This is a genomic window from Kamptonema sp. PCC 6506 (assembly GCF_000180455.1).
Classification (GTDB): Bacteria; Cyanobacteriota; Cyanobacteriia; order Cyanobacteriales; family Microcoleaceae; genus Kamptonema; species Kamptonema formosum.
The window spans coordinates 36,573-53,849 of sequence record NZ_CACA01000364.1 but is presented as its reverse complement, the minus strand read 5'-3'; the positions used below and the strand labels follow the sequence as shown (position 1 = coordinate 53,849).

The 17,277-nt window shown below is 42.8% G+C and carries 16 protein-coding genes and 1 riboswitch; of the genes, 7 read left to right on the top strand and 9 right to left on the bottom strand.

The features are described 5' to 3' along the window. Window positions 1–51: 51 nt before the first annotated feature. The 3 genes from uca to OSCI_RS26420 all read right to left on the bottom strand — a co-directional run bounded on the left by uca (window position 52) and on the right by OSCI_RS26420 (window position 5,417). Window positions 52–3,675, bottom strand: coding sequence for an urea carboxylase (uca, locus tag OSCI_RS26430; protein ID WP_007358290.1), 3,624 nt, complete (start codon window positions 3,673–3,675; stop codon window positions 52–54). Between the two features lie 302 nt (window positions 3,676–3,977). Further along, window positions 3,978–4,619: an urea amidolyase associated protein UAAP2 gene (locus OSCI_RS26425; RefSeq protein ID WP_007358289.1), complete on the bottom strand. Its 642-nt coding sequence runs from the start codon at window positions 4,617–4,619 to the stop codon at window positions 3,978–3,980. Between the two features lie 69 nt (window positions 4,620–4,688). Next, window positions 4,689–5,417, bottom strand: coding sequence for an urea amidolyase associated protein UAAP1 (locus OSCI_RS26420; RefSeq protein WP_019486912.1), 729 nt, complete (start codon window positions 5,415–5,417; stop codon window positions 4,689–4,691). A gap of 101 nt (window positions 5,418–5,518) precedes the next feature. Further along, a riboswitch (guanidine-I (ykkC/yxkD leader) is annotated at window positions 5,519–5,656 on the bottom strand. A gap of 196 nt (window positions 5,657–5,852) precedes the next feature. Here OSCI_RS26420 and OSCI_RS30455 point away from each other — a divergent pair. After that, window positions 5,853–5,999, top strand: coding sequence for a hypothetical protein (locus OSCI_RS30455; protein ID WP_019486910.1), 147 nt, complete (start codon window positions 5,853–5,855; stop codon window positions 5,997–5,999). 18 nt (window positions 6,000–6,017) lie between these two features. Here the strand turns inward: OSCI_RS30455 and OSCI_RS26415 are convergent, their stop codons facing one another. From OSCI_RS26415 to OSCI_RS26405, 3 genes are all read right to left on the bottom strand, one after another. Continuing rightward, on the bottom strand, window positions 6,018–6,794 hold the full coding sequence (locus OSCI_RS26415) for an ABC transporter ATP-binding protein (protein WP_007358287.1): 777 nt from the start codon (window positions 6,792–6,794) through the stop codon (window positions 6,018–6,020). Between the two features lie 95 nt (window positions 6,795–6,889). Further along, window positions 6,890–7,741: an ABC transporter permease gene (locus OSCI_RS26410; protein WP_007358285.1), complete on the bottom strand. Its 852-nt coding sequence runs from the start codon at window positions 7,739–7,741 to the stop codon at window positions 6,890–6,892. A 21-nt stretch (window positions 7,742–7,762) separates the two neighbouring features. Then, a complete protein-coding gene (locus tag OSCI_RS26405; protein ID WP_007358284.1) occupies window positions 7,763–8,827 on the bottom strand; it encodes an ABC transporter substrate-binding protein in 1,065 nt (354 codons plus the stop codon). A 606-nt stretch (window positions 8,828–9,433) separates the two neighbouring features. Between OSCI_RS26405 and OSCI_RS26400 the strand changes: the two genes are divergently transcribed. The 6 genes from OSCI_RS26400 (at window position 9,434) to ppk1 (ending at window position 16,215) form a co-directional block, all read left to right on the top strand. Continuing rightward, window positions 9,434–10,258, top strand: a complete 825-nt coding sequence (locus tag OSCI_RS26400; protein ID WP_234708832.1) for a biotin--[acetyl-CoA-carboxylase] ligase — start codon at window positions 9,434–9,436, stop codon at window positions 10,256–10,258. Window positions 10,259–10,405: 147 nt separating this feature from the next. Further along, a complete protein-coding gene (bioA, locus tag OSCI_RS26395; RefSeq protein ID WP_007358282.1) occupies window positions 10,406–11,710 on the top strand; it encodes an adenosylmethionine--8-amino-7-oxononanoate transaminase in 1,305 nt (434 codons plus the stop codon). A gap of 28 nt (window positions 11,711–11,738) precedes the next feature. Next, window positions 11,739–12,746 (top strand): biotin synthase BioB, encoded by a 1,008-nt coding sequence (bioB, locus tag OSCI_RS26390; RefSeq protein ID WP_007358281.1) that lies wholly within the window; start codon window positions 11,739–11,741, stop codon window positions 12,744–12,746. A gap of 193 nt (window positions 12,747–12,939) precedes the next feature. After that, entirely contained in the window at window positions 12,940–13,545 is a 606-nt protein-coding gene (locus OSCI_RS26385) for a superoxide dismutase (protein ID WP_007358280.1), read from the top strand. A gap of 181 nt (window positions 13,546–13,726) precedes the next feature. Beyond that, window positions 13,727–13,939, top strand: coding sequence for a hypothetical protein (locus OSCI_RS26380; RefSeq protein ID WP_007358279.1), 213 nt, complete (start codon window positions 13,727–13,729; stop codon window positions 13,937–13,939). Window positions 13,940–14,052: 113 nt separating this feature from the next. After that, the gene (gene ppk1 / locus OSCI_RS26375; RefSeq protein ID WP_007358278.1) at window positions 14,053–16,215 is read left to right on the top strand and encodes a polyphosphate kinase 1; all 2,163 of its coding nucleotides are present in this window, start codon (window positions 14,053–14,055) and stop codon (window positions 16,213–16,215) included. 63 nt (window positions 16,216–16,278) lie between these two features. On the opposite strand, the gene OSCI_RS30960 is transcribed toward ppk1, so the two are convergent. The 3 genes from OSCI_RS30960 to OSCI_RS32160 all read right to left on the bottom strand — a co-directional run bounded on the left by OSCI_RS30960 (window position 16,279) and on the right by OSCI_RS32160 (window position 17,240). Beyond that, window positions 16,279–16,452: a hypothetical protein gene (locus OSCI_RS30960; protein ID WP_007358277.1), complete on the bottom strand. Its 174-nt coding sequence runs from the start codon at window positions 16,450–16,452 to the stop codon at window positions 16,279–16,281. 96 nt (window positions 16,453–16,548) lie between these two features. Continuing rightward, complete coding sequence (locus OSCI_RS26370) at window positions 16,549–16,830, bottom strand: hypothetical protein (protein ID WP_007358276.1); 282 nt, start codon at window positions 16,828–16,830, stop codon at window positions 16,549–16,551. 278 nt (window positions 16,831–17,108) lie between these two features. After that, window positions 17,109–17,240, bottom strand: a complete 132-nt coding sequence (locus OSCI_RS32160) for a hypothetical protein (protein ID WP_267880128.1) — start codon at window positions 17,238–17,240, stop codon at window positions 17,109–17,111. Between the last annotated feature and the right edge of the window lie 37 nt (window positions 17,241–17,277).

Sequence of the window (17,277 nt, the reverse complement as noted above, 5' to 3'; positions counted from 1 at the left end):
TTTCTAGTTTAAGAGTATTACAGAGAAAGAACTTGTCGAATACGGATTTCCCTATCCTTGATCGGGTTGAATCGCGGCTAAAATTTGTCCAGCAGTCACCGTTTCCCCCTTTCGACAAAACAACTCTACCACAGTCCCAGGCACATCCGCAGTAATAGCAATCTCCATTTTCATCGCTTCCAAAATTAACAAGCGATCGCCCTCTGTAACTACATCTCCAACATTAACTAATACCTGCCAAACATTAGCTGAAACATGAGCAACAACAGCCTCAAAACCGGGAGGTAAATTAATTTTTGCTGCGATATCATTAGCCATACTCATCGCTGTTTCTGATGCCGCTTCCACTTCAAATTCCCCAGATGCCGCCCAGCGATCGCGTTCTGCATTAAAGGCCGCTTGTTGTTTCCTTTTAAACTTAGCTATATCGTCAGCAATAGCATCCAAAAATTGATTATATTCTCTCAGACTAAACGCGATCTCCTCAACTTGTAATTTAAACTTACCTTCGAGAAAATCTTCCCGGTAGCGCCGCAATTCCTCACCCGAAACTGGATAAAACTTGATCTGGTCAAAGAAGCGTAAAAGCCAAGGTTTACCCGATTTAAAATCCGCCGTTTGTTTAAACCGATTCCACATTTGAATCGTGCGACCAACAAATTGATATCCTCCTGGCCCTTCCATCCCATAAACACACAGATATGCACCACCAATACCCACTGCATTTTCAGGAGTCCAAGTGCGTGCAGGGTTGTATTTAGTCGTTACTAAACGGTGGCGAGGATCGAGGGGAGTAGCGACGGGTGCGCCTAAATAAACATCCCCTAATCCCATCACCAAATAGCTAGCATTAAAGACAATTTCTCTGACTTCATCAATGCTATCAAGTCCATTAATGCGGCGAATAAACTCAATATTACTCGGACACCAAGGCGCATCCGATCGCACCGACTGCATATATTTTTCAATAGCAAGCAGCGTCGATTCATCTTCCCAAGATAGAGGGAGGTGCAAAATCCTTGCTGGTACTTGCATATCCTCAATTGCAGCTAATTCCTCTTCTGCTGCGATCGAGGCATCCATTAACTGTTGTTGCGAAATCTGGCGACTATCAAAATGAATTTGTAGCGATCGCATTCCTGGCGTTAAATCGATTACTCCCGGTAACGGATTCGCCTTTAGCCATGCCATTAATCCATGTACTCGGAAACGTAGGTTTAGATCCAAAACCAATGGGCCATATTCAACTAGAATATATTTATCTCCAGCTTGGCGGTAAGTAACAGCTACCTGTCCCATTGATGCCGGAATTTCGTGCAGGATTGGCGAACCAACCTTTGGGATTGATGTCTTGATTTGCTCCCCAGAAAGATTAGGAGAAAGAGTAGCAATTTGCCGATCTTGCTCTAATTCTCGTTGCAATGCTTCCGCAAAACTTAAACAATGAAAACGAATACTATCCCCTGGTTTCAGTTGCCCAATTTTCCACAATTCAGCCTGAATAATTGTAGCCGGACAAACAAAACCTCCCAAACTAGGGCCATCAAGACCGAGAATTACAGGCATATCACCAGTAAAATCGATCGTCCCGATCGCATAAGCATTATCGTGAATATTAGATGGATGTAAACCCGCTTCTCCACCATCTTGACGCGCCCATTTTGGCTTAGGGCCAATCAGCCTAATTCCTGTCCGTGTAGAATTATAATGCACCTTCCATTCAGTTGAGAAAAACATTTCGATGTCTTCCTCAGTAAAGAAATCTGGTGCTCCATGCGGGCCATATAAAACCCCTATTTCCCAATTATTACTGTAAGTAGGGATAAGTCCAGGATGCAAACTTTTTTCTGTATCTATTGTCGCAGATTTATTAAGCTTTAACACATCTCCCGGCCGTAATGTTCTGCCTGCGTGTCCCCCAAATTTCCCCAGTACAAAAGTAGCTTTACTGCCTAAATAATCAGGAACATTGAAGCCATTTTTTACGGCTAAATAAGTGCGGTAGCCATCACCTTGAATTGCTTTTAATTTGAGAGTGCTTCCAGCTTTAACAGCAATTGCCGTCCAAAATGGTATGGCTTCACCATTCAGGCTTGCCTTCATAGTTGCACCAGTTAAACTAATAACTGTATCGGCATTAAAGCGCAGAGTTGGTCCCATGACTGTACACTCTAATCCGGCGGTTGATTCGGAGTTTCCGACTAAACGATTTGCCAATCGGAAGGCTAAATGATCCATCGGCCCAGATGGGGGTACGCCAACATCCCAATATCCCAAACGTCCCGGATAATCTTGAATTGTGGTATAAGTTCCACTATCTAACACATCGATAGTTAAAGGAGCATATTTGAAAGCATTTAAAAAGCGGGTACTAAGTTCAGCTTGATTAAATCTCGAATCATCTAAAATCTGGCGAAGGTAATCTAAATTGGTTTCAATACCTGCAATTTGACTTGCATCTAAAGCGGATTTAAGTTGCGCGATCGCGTCTTCTCTATTCTTACCATAAACGATCGCCTTTGCCAACAGCGGATCGTAAAAAGGTGTAACTTCTGTCCCCGTTTCTATCCAAGTATCGCAGCGAATATTTTCTGGAAAAACTACCTGATTTAGTAACCCAGAACTCGGTTGAAAATTCTTGTTAGCATCTTCTGCATAAATTCGCACCTGAATAGAATGTCCTTGTGGCTGATAGCGATACTCTTCTAGAGGAAACAAATCCCCAGACGCAAGTTTTATCATCCATTCAACTAAATCAATTCTATTAACAGTTTCAGTTACTCCGTGTTCTACTTGTAAGCGCGTATTGACTTCTAAAAAGTAAAATTGTTTTGTATCGACATCATAGACAAATTCAACGGTTCCTGCGGATTGGTAATTTACCGCTTTTCCCATTTTTACCGCTGCTGCATATAACTGTTCTCGTAATTGATCCCTAATTCCGGGTGCGGGTGTTTCTTCAATCACCTTTTGATTGCGCCGCTGCACGGAACAATCGCGTTCACCCAAGGCGATGACATTTCCTTTGCCATCTCCAAAAATTTGAACTTCAATATGTCGAGCAGTTTGAATATATTTCTCTAAGAAAACACCACTTTGTTTAAAATTACTTTGACTTAAACGCTGTACTTTCTCAAAAGCTTCTGCTAAATCTTCTTCGCTTAAACACACCTGTAAACCAATCCCACCACCGCCAGCAGTACTTTTGAGCATCACTGGATAACCAATTGCCTTTGCTGCCACTGCTGCCGCTTCTAAGCTGTTTAAAAGTTGGCTACCAGGGGTTAAAGGCACATGATTTTCTGCTGCTAGTTCCCGTGCGGTATGCTTTAATCCAAAGGAGCGCAATTGAGCCGGAGTTGGGCCGATAAATGCTATATTTTCTCGATCGCAAGCTTCAGCAAATTCTGCATTTTCGCTTAAGAAACCATAACCGGGATGAATAGCTTCAGCCCCAGTTTGACGCGCAACTTCGAGGATACGCTCAAAGTTTAAATAACTTTCTGCTACTGCTGGGCCACCAATACAAAATGCTTCTGTGGCAGTAAAAACGTGCTTAGCATGAGCATCAGCTTCAGAATATATTGCTACTGAGGCAATTCCTAAGCGGTCTAATGTGCGAATAATTCGGCAGGCAATTTCACCGCGATTGGCAATCAGAACTTTGTTAAACATGAGTGATGGATTGAGTTAAATTTGATTAATATGGAAGAGATATTTGCGATAACTTAAGTAACGTTTATCCCCTTGTTATCAGATCCGCCAGGGGTTAAAACCCCTGTCTTATAGCTAAAGTCCTCTAAAAGAGGACTTATAGATCGGTAAAGTAAAGTATTTTAGTTAGTCGTCTTCAGACGACTTTTACTATTAGACAGGGGTTTTAACCCCTGGCGGGTTTGGTTGTGGAAGAATGAAATCGCTTTGCTTTTTAAAGTTAGGGCAATTTCAGATTTGTTGCCATTTATCGAAAATTGATATTACATCACATCCCAAATAATCAACCGAATAGGCGTAGGATTGTAGGCATTACAAGGGTTATTCATTTGCGGACAGTTAGAAATAGCTACCAAGGCGTTTATTTCTGCTCGCAAATCAACTGTACTACCTGGATCGGAAATGCCATCAACGATCTCAAGTTTGCCATCTTCACTGACTGGCACATTCATAAAGAAATTGATGTTACTAACTAAATCGCGCTTTCCTAAACCGTAGGGAGTAATTGCGGCTAAGAAATTTTCAACGCAGGCGTGTTGGTATTTTTTATCGAGTCCAAATCGCACTGAATTACTCTCACAACTACAAGCACCGCCAGAGGTATCATGTCGTCCACAAGAGTCGGCAATTATTGTCATAATTGCTCGTCCTTCATTGGAAATAAGTTTACTGCCAGTAGTTACAAAGATGTTACCTTGACGGACAATAGTATCGGGGGCACTGTAACGTTCTGAAGGATCGTCAGCGTTGTAAACTAGAAAATCTACTGCCTGATTTCCGCCTAAATCGACGATGCGAAGAATCTGTCCTTTTTTGAGAACGTGCGACCAAGGATGTCTCGCTGGTAACACTTCGTCGTAAATTGCTGTTGCTGGATCTAGAACTCGTTGTGACGTTAAAACCATGATGCAATTCTCCTTAATAAATGTCTAATTTTTCGGGTTTAGCTTTGCTTTACCCCAACTACAAATTAATTACTGAACAAACAAAACATCGGTGTTAATGAATCCGCGAATTACTTCCGGGTTGGCGGTGCGGCATAAATCGTCGGGTGAGGGTGTTGGCGATTTCCAAACTTGAATTTGAATTGGTTTTGGATCGTAATTTGAACTGGAATGCAAGATATGAGGACAGTTAGAAATCGCTACTAATACATTCATTTCTGCCCGCAAATCGATGAAGCTACCGGGTTTCTCACAGCCTTCTACATATTCCATTTTCCCATCTGGCTTGACAGCAATGCGAGTAAATAGGTTAAAATTAGGCATGATATCTTTTTTGCCTAAACCCCGCCTTGTCAATGCTTTGATAAAGTTATCTCGCGAGTTTTTCCAGTCTCCATCGCCGTATTTTTCACTATTACTAGCAGCATTGCTGCACCCTGATAGTAAATCGTGATAGCCAGATGTGTCTTCAGTAATGGAAAATAAAATGCGTCCCATATCTGTGTAGAGCACCATGCCTTTTTTTAGAAAAGCATTGAATTGAATTTTTGCGGTGTCTGCTACGTTTAATCGTTCGATGGGATTGTCGGCGTTATAGCAAAGCATAGAAACGCCTTGAGAGCCTTCTAAATCAACGATCCGGAGGGTGTTTCCGCGCTTGATGATACCTGACCAATAAGCGCCACCGGGAATCACTTCTTCCATCAGCACAAGGCTGGAATCGAGTTTAGAATTTGTGTGAATTGGTGCTTGCACCATGAGCTCCTCCAGATAAGATATGAGGTGAATAATCTGTGGTTTGAGCTTTACTCAAATCGCAAAAGCCCAGGAGTTTACCAACAGTAATTATGACTGTGTGGTTCTCCCGGGCTTTTCTCCCGCCGTGTGACCGATTCAATTTCCCCATCGTATTTTTTAGGGATAATTGAATATTGGCTGCTTCTCTTGGACCAGACATCTAGTTCTCTCACTAGATCGGAACCCTAGAAGCGATTCCTATGCAATTTTTAGCTGAAGTCAGTTTGTAATTGTTTAGCTTAGCCTTTGTTTTTTTAGGCTAGATAAATGCTGACTTATATGTTTTGAGGTTTAGCTTAACACCATACTTTATTGTAATTTATTTTACACCAAAAAACCAGATTAAAAAAGTATCTACAGCTACATTTCTCTAGATTTTTTGAGTAAGGTTTTGAGATGCGATCGTTCGGTAAGGTGGGCGATCGCCGAACCAATACTCTGGCTATGAAGGATCGGTTTTTTCGGCGATCGCCCACCCTAAATTTAATGTTGTATGCAATTTTAATTATGTTTGCAATCGCAGAAAATGCTATTTTTATGTGAGTCTTGTCTCATTCCTAATTAAGCAGCAATTGCAACTGCTTCCTGTCCATGTTTCCGCAGCAAATCCATCAATTCATCGCGGTAGTCGTGAAATCGGGAATGGCGTTTAATGCTGTGAGTACGTTCTGGCAGATGAATAGAAATTTCTTTCCTCACAGTACCAGGACGCGAACCTAAAGCATAAATCCGATTAGAAAGAAAAACTGCTTCTTCTACATCATGGGTGATCATAAAAACAGTGATTTTGGTGCGCCGCCACAAATCTAACATGAATTCGTGCATAGATTCTTTAGTATGAACGTCTAATGCACCAAAAGGTTCATCCATTAATAATACTTTTGGTTCTGAGGCGAGAGCACGCGCGATCGCAACTCGTTGTTTCATCCCGCCTGATAATTCTTTCGGCAAAGATTGAGCAAACTTAGTCAATCCTACTACATTTAAATAGTAGCTTGCTTGTTCTCGTCGCTGCTTTTTTGGTACGCCTTGAAGTTTGAGACCAAATTCAGCATTTCCCTGCACGTTCATCCAAGGATAAAGAGTGTAGTGTTGAAATACCATACCGCGATCTGGCCCTGGTGCAGTCACGGCTTTGCCATTAATTTTAACTTCCCCGATTGTGGGTCGATCCAATCCGGCAATCTGCCTCAGCAATGTAGATTTTCCCGATCCAGATGCGCCTACGGCACAGATAAACTCGCCTTTTTCAATGGTCATATTAATGTCTTTCAAGACAACTAATTTACCATTTTTAGTTTCAAAGTGTTTGTGTAGATTGTTGATTTGCAGAAACATTAGTTAATCCTTGTGTGAGCAGTAAATGAAAGTTATCAAGTTATTGGCAGTTGTACGGTAAAGTACGTTACAATTCTGGGTGATTTTGGCAGCAATTATTTTTTCTGGCTGGCCCATTTGCAAGAAACTTGGAGCATATATTGAAATAACAAGTCAAAGGTAAGTCCGATAACTCCAATTACAATCAACCCGACAAAAATTTCATCGGTTTTGAGAAATCTACCAGCAACACTGATCCGGCGGCCTAAACCTTCTGTCGCTGCAATTAATTCGGAGACGATTACCAGTTGCCAGGCGGCGGCAAAGTTGATGCGGGAAGCATCAATAATTCCCGGTAAAACGTGGGGTACAATTACATGAGTCAGAGTTTCCCAACGATTGCCACCTAACATATAAGTTGCTTCAATTAAATCTTTTGAAACAAACTTAACGGTATCCATTACCATCAAAGAGTTGAAGAAAAAGACACCAATAAAGATCAGGGTAATTTTAGGTTCTTCACCAATTCCTAGATAAAGAATTAGCAAGGGAATAAAGGCAGGTGCAGGCATATATCGCATCAAGCCGAAAATGGGTTCTAGCAAGGCGCGAATACTCGGAAAACTGCCCATCATTACGCCAATGGGAATAGAAAAAAGCGAAGCGAAGAAAAATCCTACTCCCACTCTCCACAAACTTGCTACGGTATCTTTTAGGAGATCGCCGCTACTCCATAACCTCCCAAAGGCTTCTAAAACGTTACCGGGAGATGGTAAAAATTTTGGATCTACTTTAATGAAGGTTGTTACTAACCACCATAGCAGTAATGGCAAGGCGATTGATGTCAGAATTAATCCGGTATTTAAGGGTTTGGGGATGTCTTCGGCAAGTCGCCAGAAAACGGTGGGATTTAGGCTTTTTGGCTTGAGATGAGATTGGATCGATTGTGGTTCTGGATTTGGGGACATGATCAAATTTCCGATTTCTAACTAGGACTTTTTGACTTTCTCGGCGTAGGCTTTGATGAAGCGATCGTCAAATAGTTTGCTCATGTCGGGTTGGGTTTTTGCTAAACCTACTTCTGTGAGAAATTTGCTCATTTCTTCAGCCGCAAATGGTAAGGAGTTGAGGCTATTTCCAGGTTGAAAAGCTTTTAAGTTTTCCTCAATAGTGAAGATTTGAGTACCGTCAGCGTATTGTTTATATTCATCAACGCTGACTCCTGCTCTTTTGGCCATAATCTCGTAGGATTTGTCTTTGTTGGTATTGATGTATTCTAATGTCGCAAACCAGGAATCTACAAGGGATTGTACGCGATCGGGGTGTTCTGTAACGAATTTGCGTGTGAATACAAGATGATCGGAAATTGAGCCAGGAAAATCTTTAGAACTAAAGAGTTCTTTGCTTCCTGTGCGCTTTAATGCTTGTGTTGTAAAGGGAGCAAATACTGCAACTGCATCGACTTGTCCGCCGACAAAGGCGGCTGCGGCTTTACCAGTTTCTAAGGGGACAAATTGAATATCTTTGGCTGATAATCCGGCTTTTTTTAGCCCTAATAGTAAGAGGAAATGATCGACTGTTCCTTCTTCGGCGGCGACTTTTTTGCCTTTAAGATCGGCAACGGAGTTGATACCTTCGGCAACAATTATTTTATCATTGCCAGTAGAGTTATCGTTAACTAAAACAATAACTTGATCGGCTCCACCGGATATAGAGCTAACTGTATCTCCAAGGGTTTGGCTGTTAGCATCTATCTGTTCAGCATTCAGGGTGCTGATGGATTCTAGGTAGCCATCAAACCACTTTAAATCTACGGAAATTTTGTTGGTTTCAAATATCTTTTGTTCTTGGGCAACTTGCCAGGGAAACCAACCAGGCCAAGCACTAAATCCTAAGCGTACAGCGGTGACTGTACTATTTGCGCTGTTAGGTGTTGAGTTGATTTGGCTGGCGGGATTTCCACAACTTACTGTTAGAGATAGTGTGAGGAAAAACAGAATACAGTAGGATAGAAGCGATCGCGTTAATTTTGCGGAGCAATATTGTATCTTCATGGCATATTCTGGTAAAAGACGGTGGATTTTCGAGGTGAATATGGTGATTGAAGTTAGGAACTTATAGCGGTTTTCTATTGGTATCTACTACTTTTAGTTAACAGTTAACAGTTAACCGCTATATTTCGCTTTGTTCGCTTCCGCAAAGGCTCTATAAAAACGATAAAGCCCAAGAAAAAACGAACTCAGTCTTCTTGACTGATAGCGTTCCTCCCGGGCTTTTCTCCCGCCGTGTAACTGGCTAGTTATTCCTTAAAATTAAATATTTAGGCTTGCCAGTTTGCTTCTCTTGGACCAGCACTTGATTTTTCTAAACTTAATTAGATTTTTTGTTCAAATCGGAACCCTAGAAGCTGCTAATTTTTTTAACTTTTGTCTAGAAAAATCTTGTGTGTAACTCAAAGATTTATTCTAGACTTTTAGTTATTACAAGGTACGTAAATTTTTGAAAGGTAGCAATAGTAAAATATGATTACTATGCTATTACTGTTCAGACGTTAACAGCATTTTTTTAGGCGAACTGTATATTAAACTACAAAATACTGTTATTCTGAGATTTTAAGATTAAGATTCGCTGACATAGTAATTTAGGATTGAAATCAAGCCTTGTCTGAGTTGCCTTTAATGCCCCTGTCCGCCTCTGCCGATCGCACCCCCGAAAACCTTCCTGAGTGGTTGCATTGGGTGGAAACTTGCCCCAGTACGAACACTTGGGCAAGCGATCGCGCGTCCGAGCTCCAACACGGGGATGTCGTGTTTACGAGGCTACAAACCGTAGGACGCGGGCAACAGGGGCGCATTTGGTATGCACCGACGGGTGTTTTAACTGCTAGTTTTGTGTGCGATCGCTTGCACCCTTCGCAGTTACCGGGACTCAGTTTAGCCGCCGCTTTAGCCGTAATTTATGCGATCGAGGATTTAGTGCCTGACTCTCGTGGTATGCTGCGTCAGAAATGGCCTAACGATGTCTTGATTGACGATCGCAAGTTAGCCGGAATTCTCTGCGAGGCGAATTCTGGTAGCGGTTCGGGTAGTGCTCGCGCGATCGTGGGGGTGGGGCTCAACCGTTGTGTTGATTTCGCGGAGGCGGGACTGGATGCGAAGGCGATCGGCAATGCGATCGCTTTGCAGTCTATTTCTAGTATAGTGCCGGATGAACTCTCTCTCCTAGAGCGGTTGCGGCATTATTTGCTGGAACTAATCAGTCTGCTTTCTAGGGTAGATTCTACAGGAAAAAACGTCGGTTTAGCCCTGTTGCTGCCAGAGTTACGCCGTCGCGATGCACTTCGCGATCGCGCGATCGTCCTCGAACTGCCCTCGGAAGCGATCGCAGGAGTCGCGATCGGCATTGATGAATCAGGCAGATTATTACTGCGTTTGCCCGATAATCAAATACGAGCCTTTACATCTGGGCGCGTTCGATGGAATTGAATTAAAAAGTATTTTATGAATTAGAATTATACCTTAAAATTTACTTAAATAAACGGGTATGTGAGCGTTCGCCGCAAAAATATTGTCACCAGAAAGCTAATATGGTTTCGGCGAGCGCCCACCCTACCAATTATTCACATCTAAATAATGACAAATCACCCACAAAATTCTTCAAACTCCCCCATTTGGCAACCCTTCACCCAAATGAAAACAGCCCCCGCACCTCTGAACGTTGTGCGAGGAAAAGGAGCCATATTAGAATTAGCAGATGGGCGGCAAATTCTCGACTGCATTTCTAGTTGGTGGGTGACAATTCACGGACACAGCCATCCCGTACTCGCCAAAGCTCTTTACGAACAAGCCCAAAAATTAGAGCACGTAATCTTCGCTGGTTTCACTCACGAACCAGCCGAAAAACTAGCCAATAAATTGTTAACTCACACCCCAAAATCTCTCACGCGAGTTTTCTTTTCTGATAACGGATCGACGGCAGTTGAAGTTGCCCTAAAAATGGCATATCAATATTGGCATAATCTCGGAGAAACCAATCGCACCAACTTTATTAGTTTTGAAGGAGGCTATCACGGCGATACTATCGGAGCAATGTCAATGGGTGGAAGTTCCCTCTGGTGGCAACCATTTAAACCTTTAATGTTTGCTACCGATATTGTTCCTTATCCTGCCACCTTTGACGACGATACCGAAGTAGCAACTCGCGAAGTATTAGCATTAGAAAAAATCGAATTTTTGTTAAAGCAAAGCCATAACTATGCCGGAATCTTTATCGAACCATTAATACAAGGTGCGGGGGGAATGCGAATGTGTCGCCCTCAATTTTTGCAAGCTCTAGAAAAAATTTCCCATCAATATAATCTCTTATTGATATATGATGAAGTAATGACAGGTTTTGGTCGAACTGGCGAACTATTTGCCTGTTTGAAATCCACAACTTCACCAGATATTCTCTGCTTATCTAAAGGTTTATCTGGCGGCTGTTTGCCAATTGCCGTAACCCTAGCAACGGAGAAAATTTACCAAGCCTTCTGGCAAGATGAATCTGACAAAGCTTTTTTTCACAGCCATTCCTATACTGGGAATCCATTAGCTTGTGCAGTCAGTGTAGCATCTTTAGAGCTGCTGGAGCAAAACCCCGAAGCCTATCAAGGCATGGAAAAACAGCACCGCCGCTACCTGCATCAATACCTAAAAGGTCATCCCCAAATAGAACGGATTCGGACTTGTGGTACAATTGCAGCAATGGACATCAAAACTGAAAATGTCCCCGGTTATTTTAATCAAATTGCTCAACAGTTAAAAGCACGACTTCTAGAAGCCGGATTTTTACTCCGTCCCTTGGGAAATACACTTTATTTAATGCCTCCTTACTGTATTTCCCCAGATGAACTAGAATCTATTTATCTGGCAATTCGCCAAATCTTGAATACTCTCTAACCCCTTGATTTTTACTAACATTTCGCTTATGAATCTCCCCAATTGGAACGGCTTAGCTGACAGTGCTTTGGCGGGAAAATGCCTCTCTCGCGAGGAATCTTTAGCCGTTTTAACTGCACCAGACGACATTTTACTCGAACAACTAAGTGCAGCTTATCGGGTGCGGCGACACTACTGGGGAAATCGGGTAAGATTGCACTATTTACTGAATGCTCAAAGTGGTCTTTGTCCAGAGGATTGTCATTACTGTTCTCAGTCCAAAATTTCCACAGCAGAAATTGAAAAATATCCGCTTTTAGCTAAGGAGAAAATTCTGGATGCAGCGGAAAGAGCAAAACAGTTAAAAGCGGGTACATTTTGTTTAGTAATTTCTGGTCGCCAACCTAGCGAATCTACTTTTAATCGAGTTGTAGATGCAGTTGAAACTGTCAAGGCTAACTACGATCTTAAAATCTGTGCTTGTCTGGGATTATTGAGTGAAGAACAAACTCACCGCTTAGCAAAAGCTGGCGTAGATCGAGTTAATCACAATCTTAATACTTCCGAAGAATATCACGCTGAGATTTGTACTACCCATACTTTTGATGATAGAATTAAGACAGTCGATCGTGTCAAAGCCGCAGGAATTACAACTTGTTCGGGTGGAATTTTGGGAATGGGTGAATCTGATAATGATGTAATTAATTTAGCACTTTCACTTCGGGATTTGGGAGTTACTAGCGTTCCTGTTAATTTTTTCATTCCTATTCCCGGTACGCCATTTGCCGATGTAAAAACGTTAAATCCTCGTCAATGTTTGCGGATTCTCTGTTTATTTAGGTTTTTGCTTCCCAGTCAAGAAATTAGGATTGCAGGGGGACGAGAAGTGCATTTGCGATCGCTACAACCTCTCGGACTTTACGCTGCAAATTCTATCTTTGTGGGTGATTATCTCACGACTCCAGGTCAAACGGCCAATCAAGATTGGGAGATGATTCGGGATGCAGGATTTGTACTAGAAGCTTCAGATGGTTCTCTGTTAACAGTTAACTGCTAACAGTTAACAGTTAACTGTTAACCATTAACTATGTCCTCATACCTATGCCAAAATTTCCCAACTGCTATAAAATAAACAAATTGTAAAGATTTGTTGACACTAGCTCAGTTAATCTGAAGCTAGTTACTCTGGGCTAGCATACAAAAGCCGGAAAGTCAACCCCAATACATAACTTTAGAGAGGATTGAACACAATGGCATTTGAACTTCCCCCCTTACCTTACCCCGACAACGCCCTAGAGTCAGGCAATATGTCGGCGAAAACCTTCTCATTCCATCACGACAAGCACCACGCGGCTTACGTGACCAATCTAAACAAACTGATTGAAGGCACAGAATTAGCCGATAAATCACTCGAAGAAATCGTGAGCGCATCGTTCAAAGATTCGTCCAAAGCGGGCATTTTTAACAACGCCGCCCAAGTGTGGAACCACACCTTTTTCTGGAGTTGCCTGAAACCAGGTGGCGGTGGAGTTCCCACAGGCGCACTAGCTGACAAAATCACCGCTGACTTCGGCAGTTTCGACAAATTCAAAGAAGAATTTAAGAACGCTGCTGCTACTCAATTTGGTAGCGGTTGGGCATGGCTAGTTTTAGATAATGGCACTCTCAAAGTGACCAAAACTGCTAATGCAGAAAACCCGTTAGTTCACGGTCAAACTCCGTTGCTAACTTTGGATGTATGGGAACACGCTTACTATCTGGACTTCCAGAACCGCCGCCCAGACTTTATTGCCAACTTCCTAGACAATTTAGCTAACTGGGATTTCGCAGCAGAAAATCTAGCGAAAGCTGCTTAGAATTTGAGCGATTTCGGTGCGTAAATTCTGAAAGCATGAAAGACAGCCGTGTTATTAATTACGGCTGTCTTCTTAAATAGCAAATCTATTGGTAACGCCGTCCTCTGGGCGGTATTTTTACCTCTAAGAGGGCGGCGTTACGAAAAGCGTGCTTAAGTCGTAATTCTATTTCTGTGAACAAATGGATAGTAAAGAATTAGCCCAATATATTGAAGCAACCAACGGCATTTCCAAACCTTGGCTGTTAGTACAACTGCGGATGAAAAAACTTCAAGAGAGAGCTAGCGAACTTTCCCTTGAAGAATATACAAGTGAGATCGCGCAGATTCAAAAAGATTTAATGAATTTAGGCGAATGGTGGATAGGGATCGAAGAGGAAGAATTTGGGAAATAGCAGTGAATATATGCGATCGCGATCGCCATCCCTTTTAAGCTAAAGTTTTATTCAAAACCCCTCGCAACTTGCGAGCAAACCAGCAAGCTCTAAACACTCAACTCTTCCCAGCCATGTCTAAGAGTAAAAAGACTGCTACCAAAACTCCTGCTGAAATCAATCTCAGCGACCACCAATACTACTTCAACCGAGAACTGAGCTGGTTAGAGTTTAACAGCCGGGTGCTGCACGAAGCCCTCGACCCGCGCACCCCTCTACTAGAACAGCTCAAGTTTATGGCTATTTTTAGCTCAAACTTAGACGAATACTTCATGGTGCGGTTAGCGGCCCTCAAGCAACAGGTAGAAGCAAACGTCCGCCAATTAAGCCCCGACGGCCGCACCCCTCAAGAACAATTAGACGTAATTAACAAAAGACTCTTACCGCTAGTTTCTCAACAACACGCCTATTTTGAGCAAACAGTGCGGCATAAATTAGCAGCTAACGGTATCCACATTCTCGATTACATCGACCTCAACCAAGAACAGCGGACATACCTGCACCGCTATTTTGAAGAACAAGTATTTCCCGTACTCACACCTCTAGCAGTTGACCCCAGCCATCCTTTCCCCTATCTTTCCAATCTCAGCCTCAATCTGGCAGTAGTAATTAAAGGCCCAGATGATGATGAAGAATTATTTGCCCGCGTCAAAGTCCCTAAACTTTTGCCTCGGTTTGTGCCTTTGCCAGCGGATTTACAATTGCAGCAAAAAGACCAACGGACAATCTGGACGGGAGTGCCATTAGAACAGGTGGTAGCCCATAATTTGGAGTCCCTATTTCCGGGGATGAACATTCAGGAATACCATCCTTTTCGGATTACTCGCAATGCTGATTTGGCAGTAGAAGAGGACGAAGCGGATGATTTGCTGCAAGCAATTGAACAGGAACTCCGTAAACGTCGGTTTGGGGGTTCTGTGGTGCGCCTCGAAGTTCAAGGGAGTATGCCCCCAGTGCTGCGAGATATGTTAGTTGAGGAGTTGAATTTAGGAGAGAAGGATGTTTATGCGGTAGATGGGTTGCTGGGTTTGGGTGATTTGATGTCTTTTATGGCATTGCCAGTACCGGAACTCAAAGATCCCTCTTGGAATCCTGTGGTTCCGCCTCGCCTGCGATGGTTAAGTGACTCGAATGTGAAGTCTAGCCCATCGGATGCTGATGGGGAAGAAGATATTTTTGCGGTGATTCGTCAGCGAGATTTGATGTTGCACCACCCTTATTATTCTTTTTCGGCTACGGTGCAGCGGTTTATTACACAGGCGGCTTTCGATCCTGCGGTGTTGGCAATTAAGATGACTCTTTACCGGACTTCTGGGGATTCACCGATTGTTAATGCTTTGATTTCGGCGGCGGAAAATGGCAAGCAGGTGGCTGTTTTGGTGGAGTTAAAAGCTCGATTTGATGAGGAGAATAATATTAATTGGGCTCGGAAGTTGGAACAGGTGGGGGTTCATGTTGTTTATGGTTTGGTTGGGTTGAAGACGCATACTAAGATTGTGATGGTGGTGCGCCGGGAGGAAGATAGAATTCGCCGTTATGTACATATTGGCACTGGCAATTACAATCCGAAAACTGCCCGACTTTATACGGATTTGGGACTATTAAGTTGTCGGGAGGATTTGGGGGCGGATTTGACAGATCTGTTTAATTTTTTGACTGGCTATTCGCGTCAGCATTGTTACCGGAAGTTGTTGGTTGCACCGGTGAATATGCGCGATCGCTTTTTGGCGCTGATCCGCCGGGAGGGGGAACACTGTAAAAATGGTAATACGGGCAGGATTGTGGCGAAGATGAATGCTTTGGTCGATCCCCAGATTATTGCGGCGCTTTATGAAGCTTCGATGGTGGGGGTGAAAATTGATTTAATTGTGCGTGGCATTTGTTGTTTGCGCCCCGGAGTGGAGGGAGTTAGCGACAATATTAAGGTGATTAGTATTGTGGGCCGCTATCTGGAACACTCGCGGATTTTTTACTTCCAAAATGGGGGTGAGGAGGAGGTTTATATTGGTTCTGCTGATTGGATGCGGCGTAATCTTAGCCGTCGAGTTGAGGCGATTACTCCCGTTGAAGACTCGGAAATTGCTAAGGATTTACAGGAAATTCTGGGGATTATGTTAGCAGATAATCGTCAAGCTTGGGATTTGCAGACTGATGGTCATTATATTCAGCGTCGGCCTTCTCCTAATAGTCCTGAAGTCAGTTCTCAGCAAATTTTGATGGAAATGGCTTTGAATTAGTTAGCTGTTAACTGTTAACGGTTAACTGTTAGCTGTTAACTGTTAACTGTTAACCGTTAACTATTAACTATCAGGAAAGGTGCGCTTGAACTCTGCGATTAAGTCGTCAATTTCTTCAATTGCTTGACTGACATCAATTTTAAGAATACCTAAGTCGGGTCTTTCTAGCAGGCGGACTAGGGTTTCGCGCTTGCTTTCGATTGTTGCTACCCGTTCTCTAATTGTTTGTGCATCCATTGTCTGTTTCCTTTGCTACTTTTAACAAAAACATATAAACTATAACAGCCAAAAACTGCTATTATATTTAGCCAGAGCATTGAAGCTGATTTCAGCTTAGCGGAGGAAGGGAGGGCGTTTGGTATTGGCGGGTTTGTTCTTAATCATCTCAGACAAAAATCGCTTCAGTGCTTTCTCACGATTTTTCATAAAAGCTGCCCAGAATCCTGGTTGATACTCATCCATTGTCTTAGCTAATGCCCAGACATCGATCGCTAAGATATTATAGAGCCTTTCATCCTCGCGCTTGAGGGAGTTAATCTGCTCTAGGATTGACCTATTTTGGTCAACTGGTGGTCTATTGACAGTAGTAGCTTGTCGATTTTCATCTTTGAGCATGGTCTGAGATGGAGTTAAGAGGGTTAGGTTTGGCGATCGCAAGCTGCGATCTAGATATCTTGATGATACTGGCGATCTGGATGGCAGTCCCGGATTAACCCATAATAATTAATTCCCAACTGCTGAGTTTATGTTAGGTCTAGCGGAAATCGCGATCGCTTGACTCTACACCCTGATTTGATGATAATACACTATTGAGTTGAGCGTTGCTAAAATTAGGTGACAACTAGGCGGCAAACCTACAGGCCTAAGTTTACACCAAACTCAACTGGAATTATTTATTTTTGCTTGCAGACAAGGATTGTAATATCATCATAAACTTTTTGAGTGCCGATCCGATCCAGCAGGTCTGCGATCGCGGCCTCCCTAATTTCTAATGCTGACTTATGGCAATTTTGGTCGATGTGCAAGATTTGCGAAAATTTAAGCGGTGGCTTCTGGAGATAG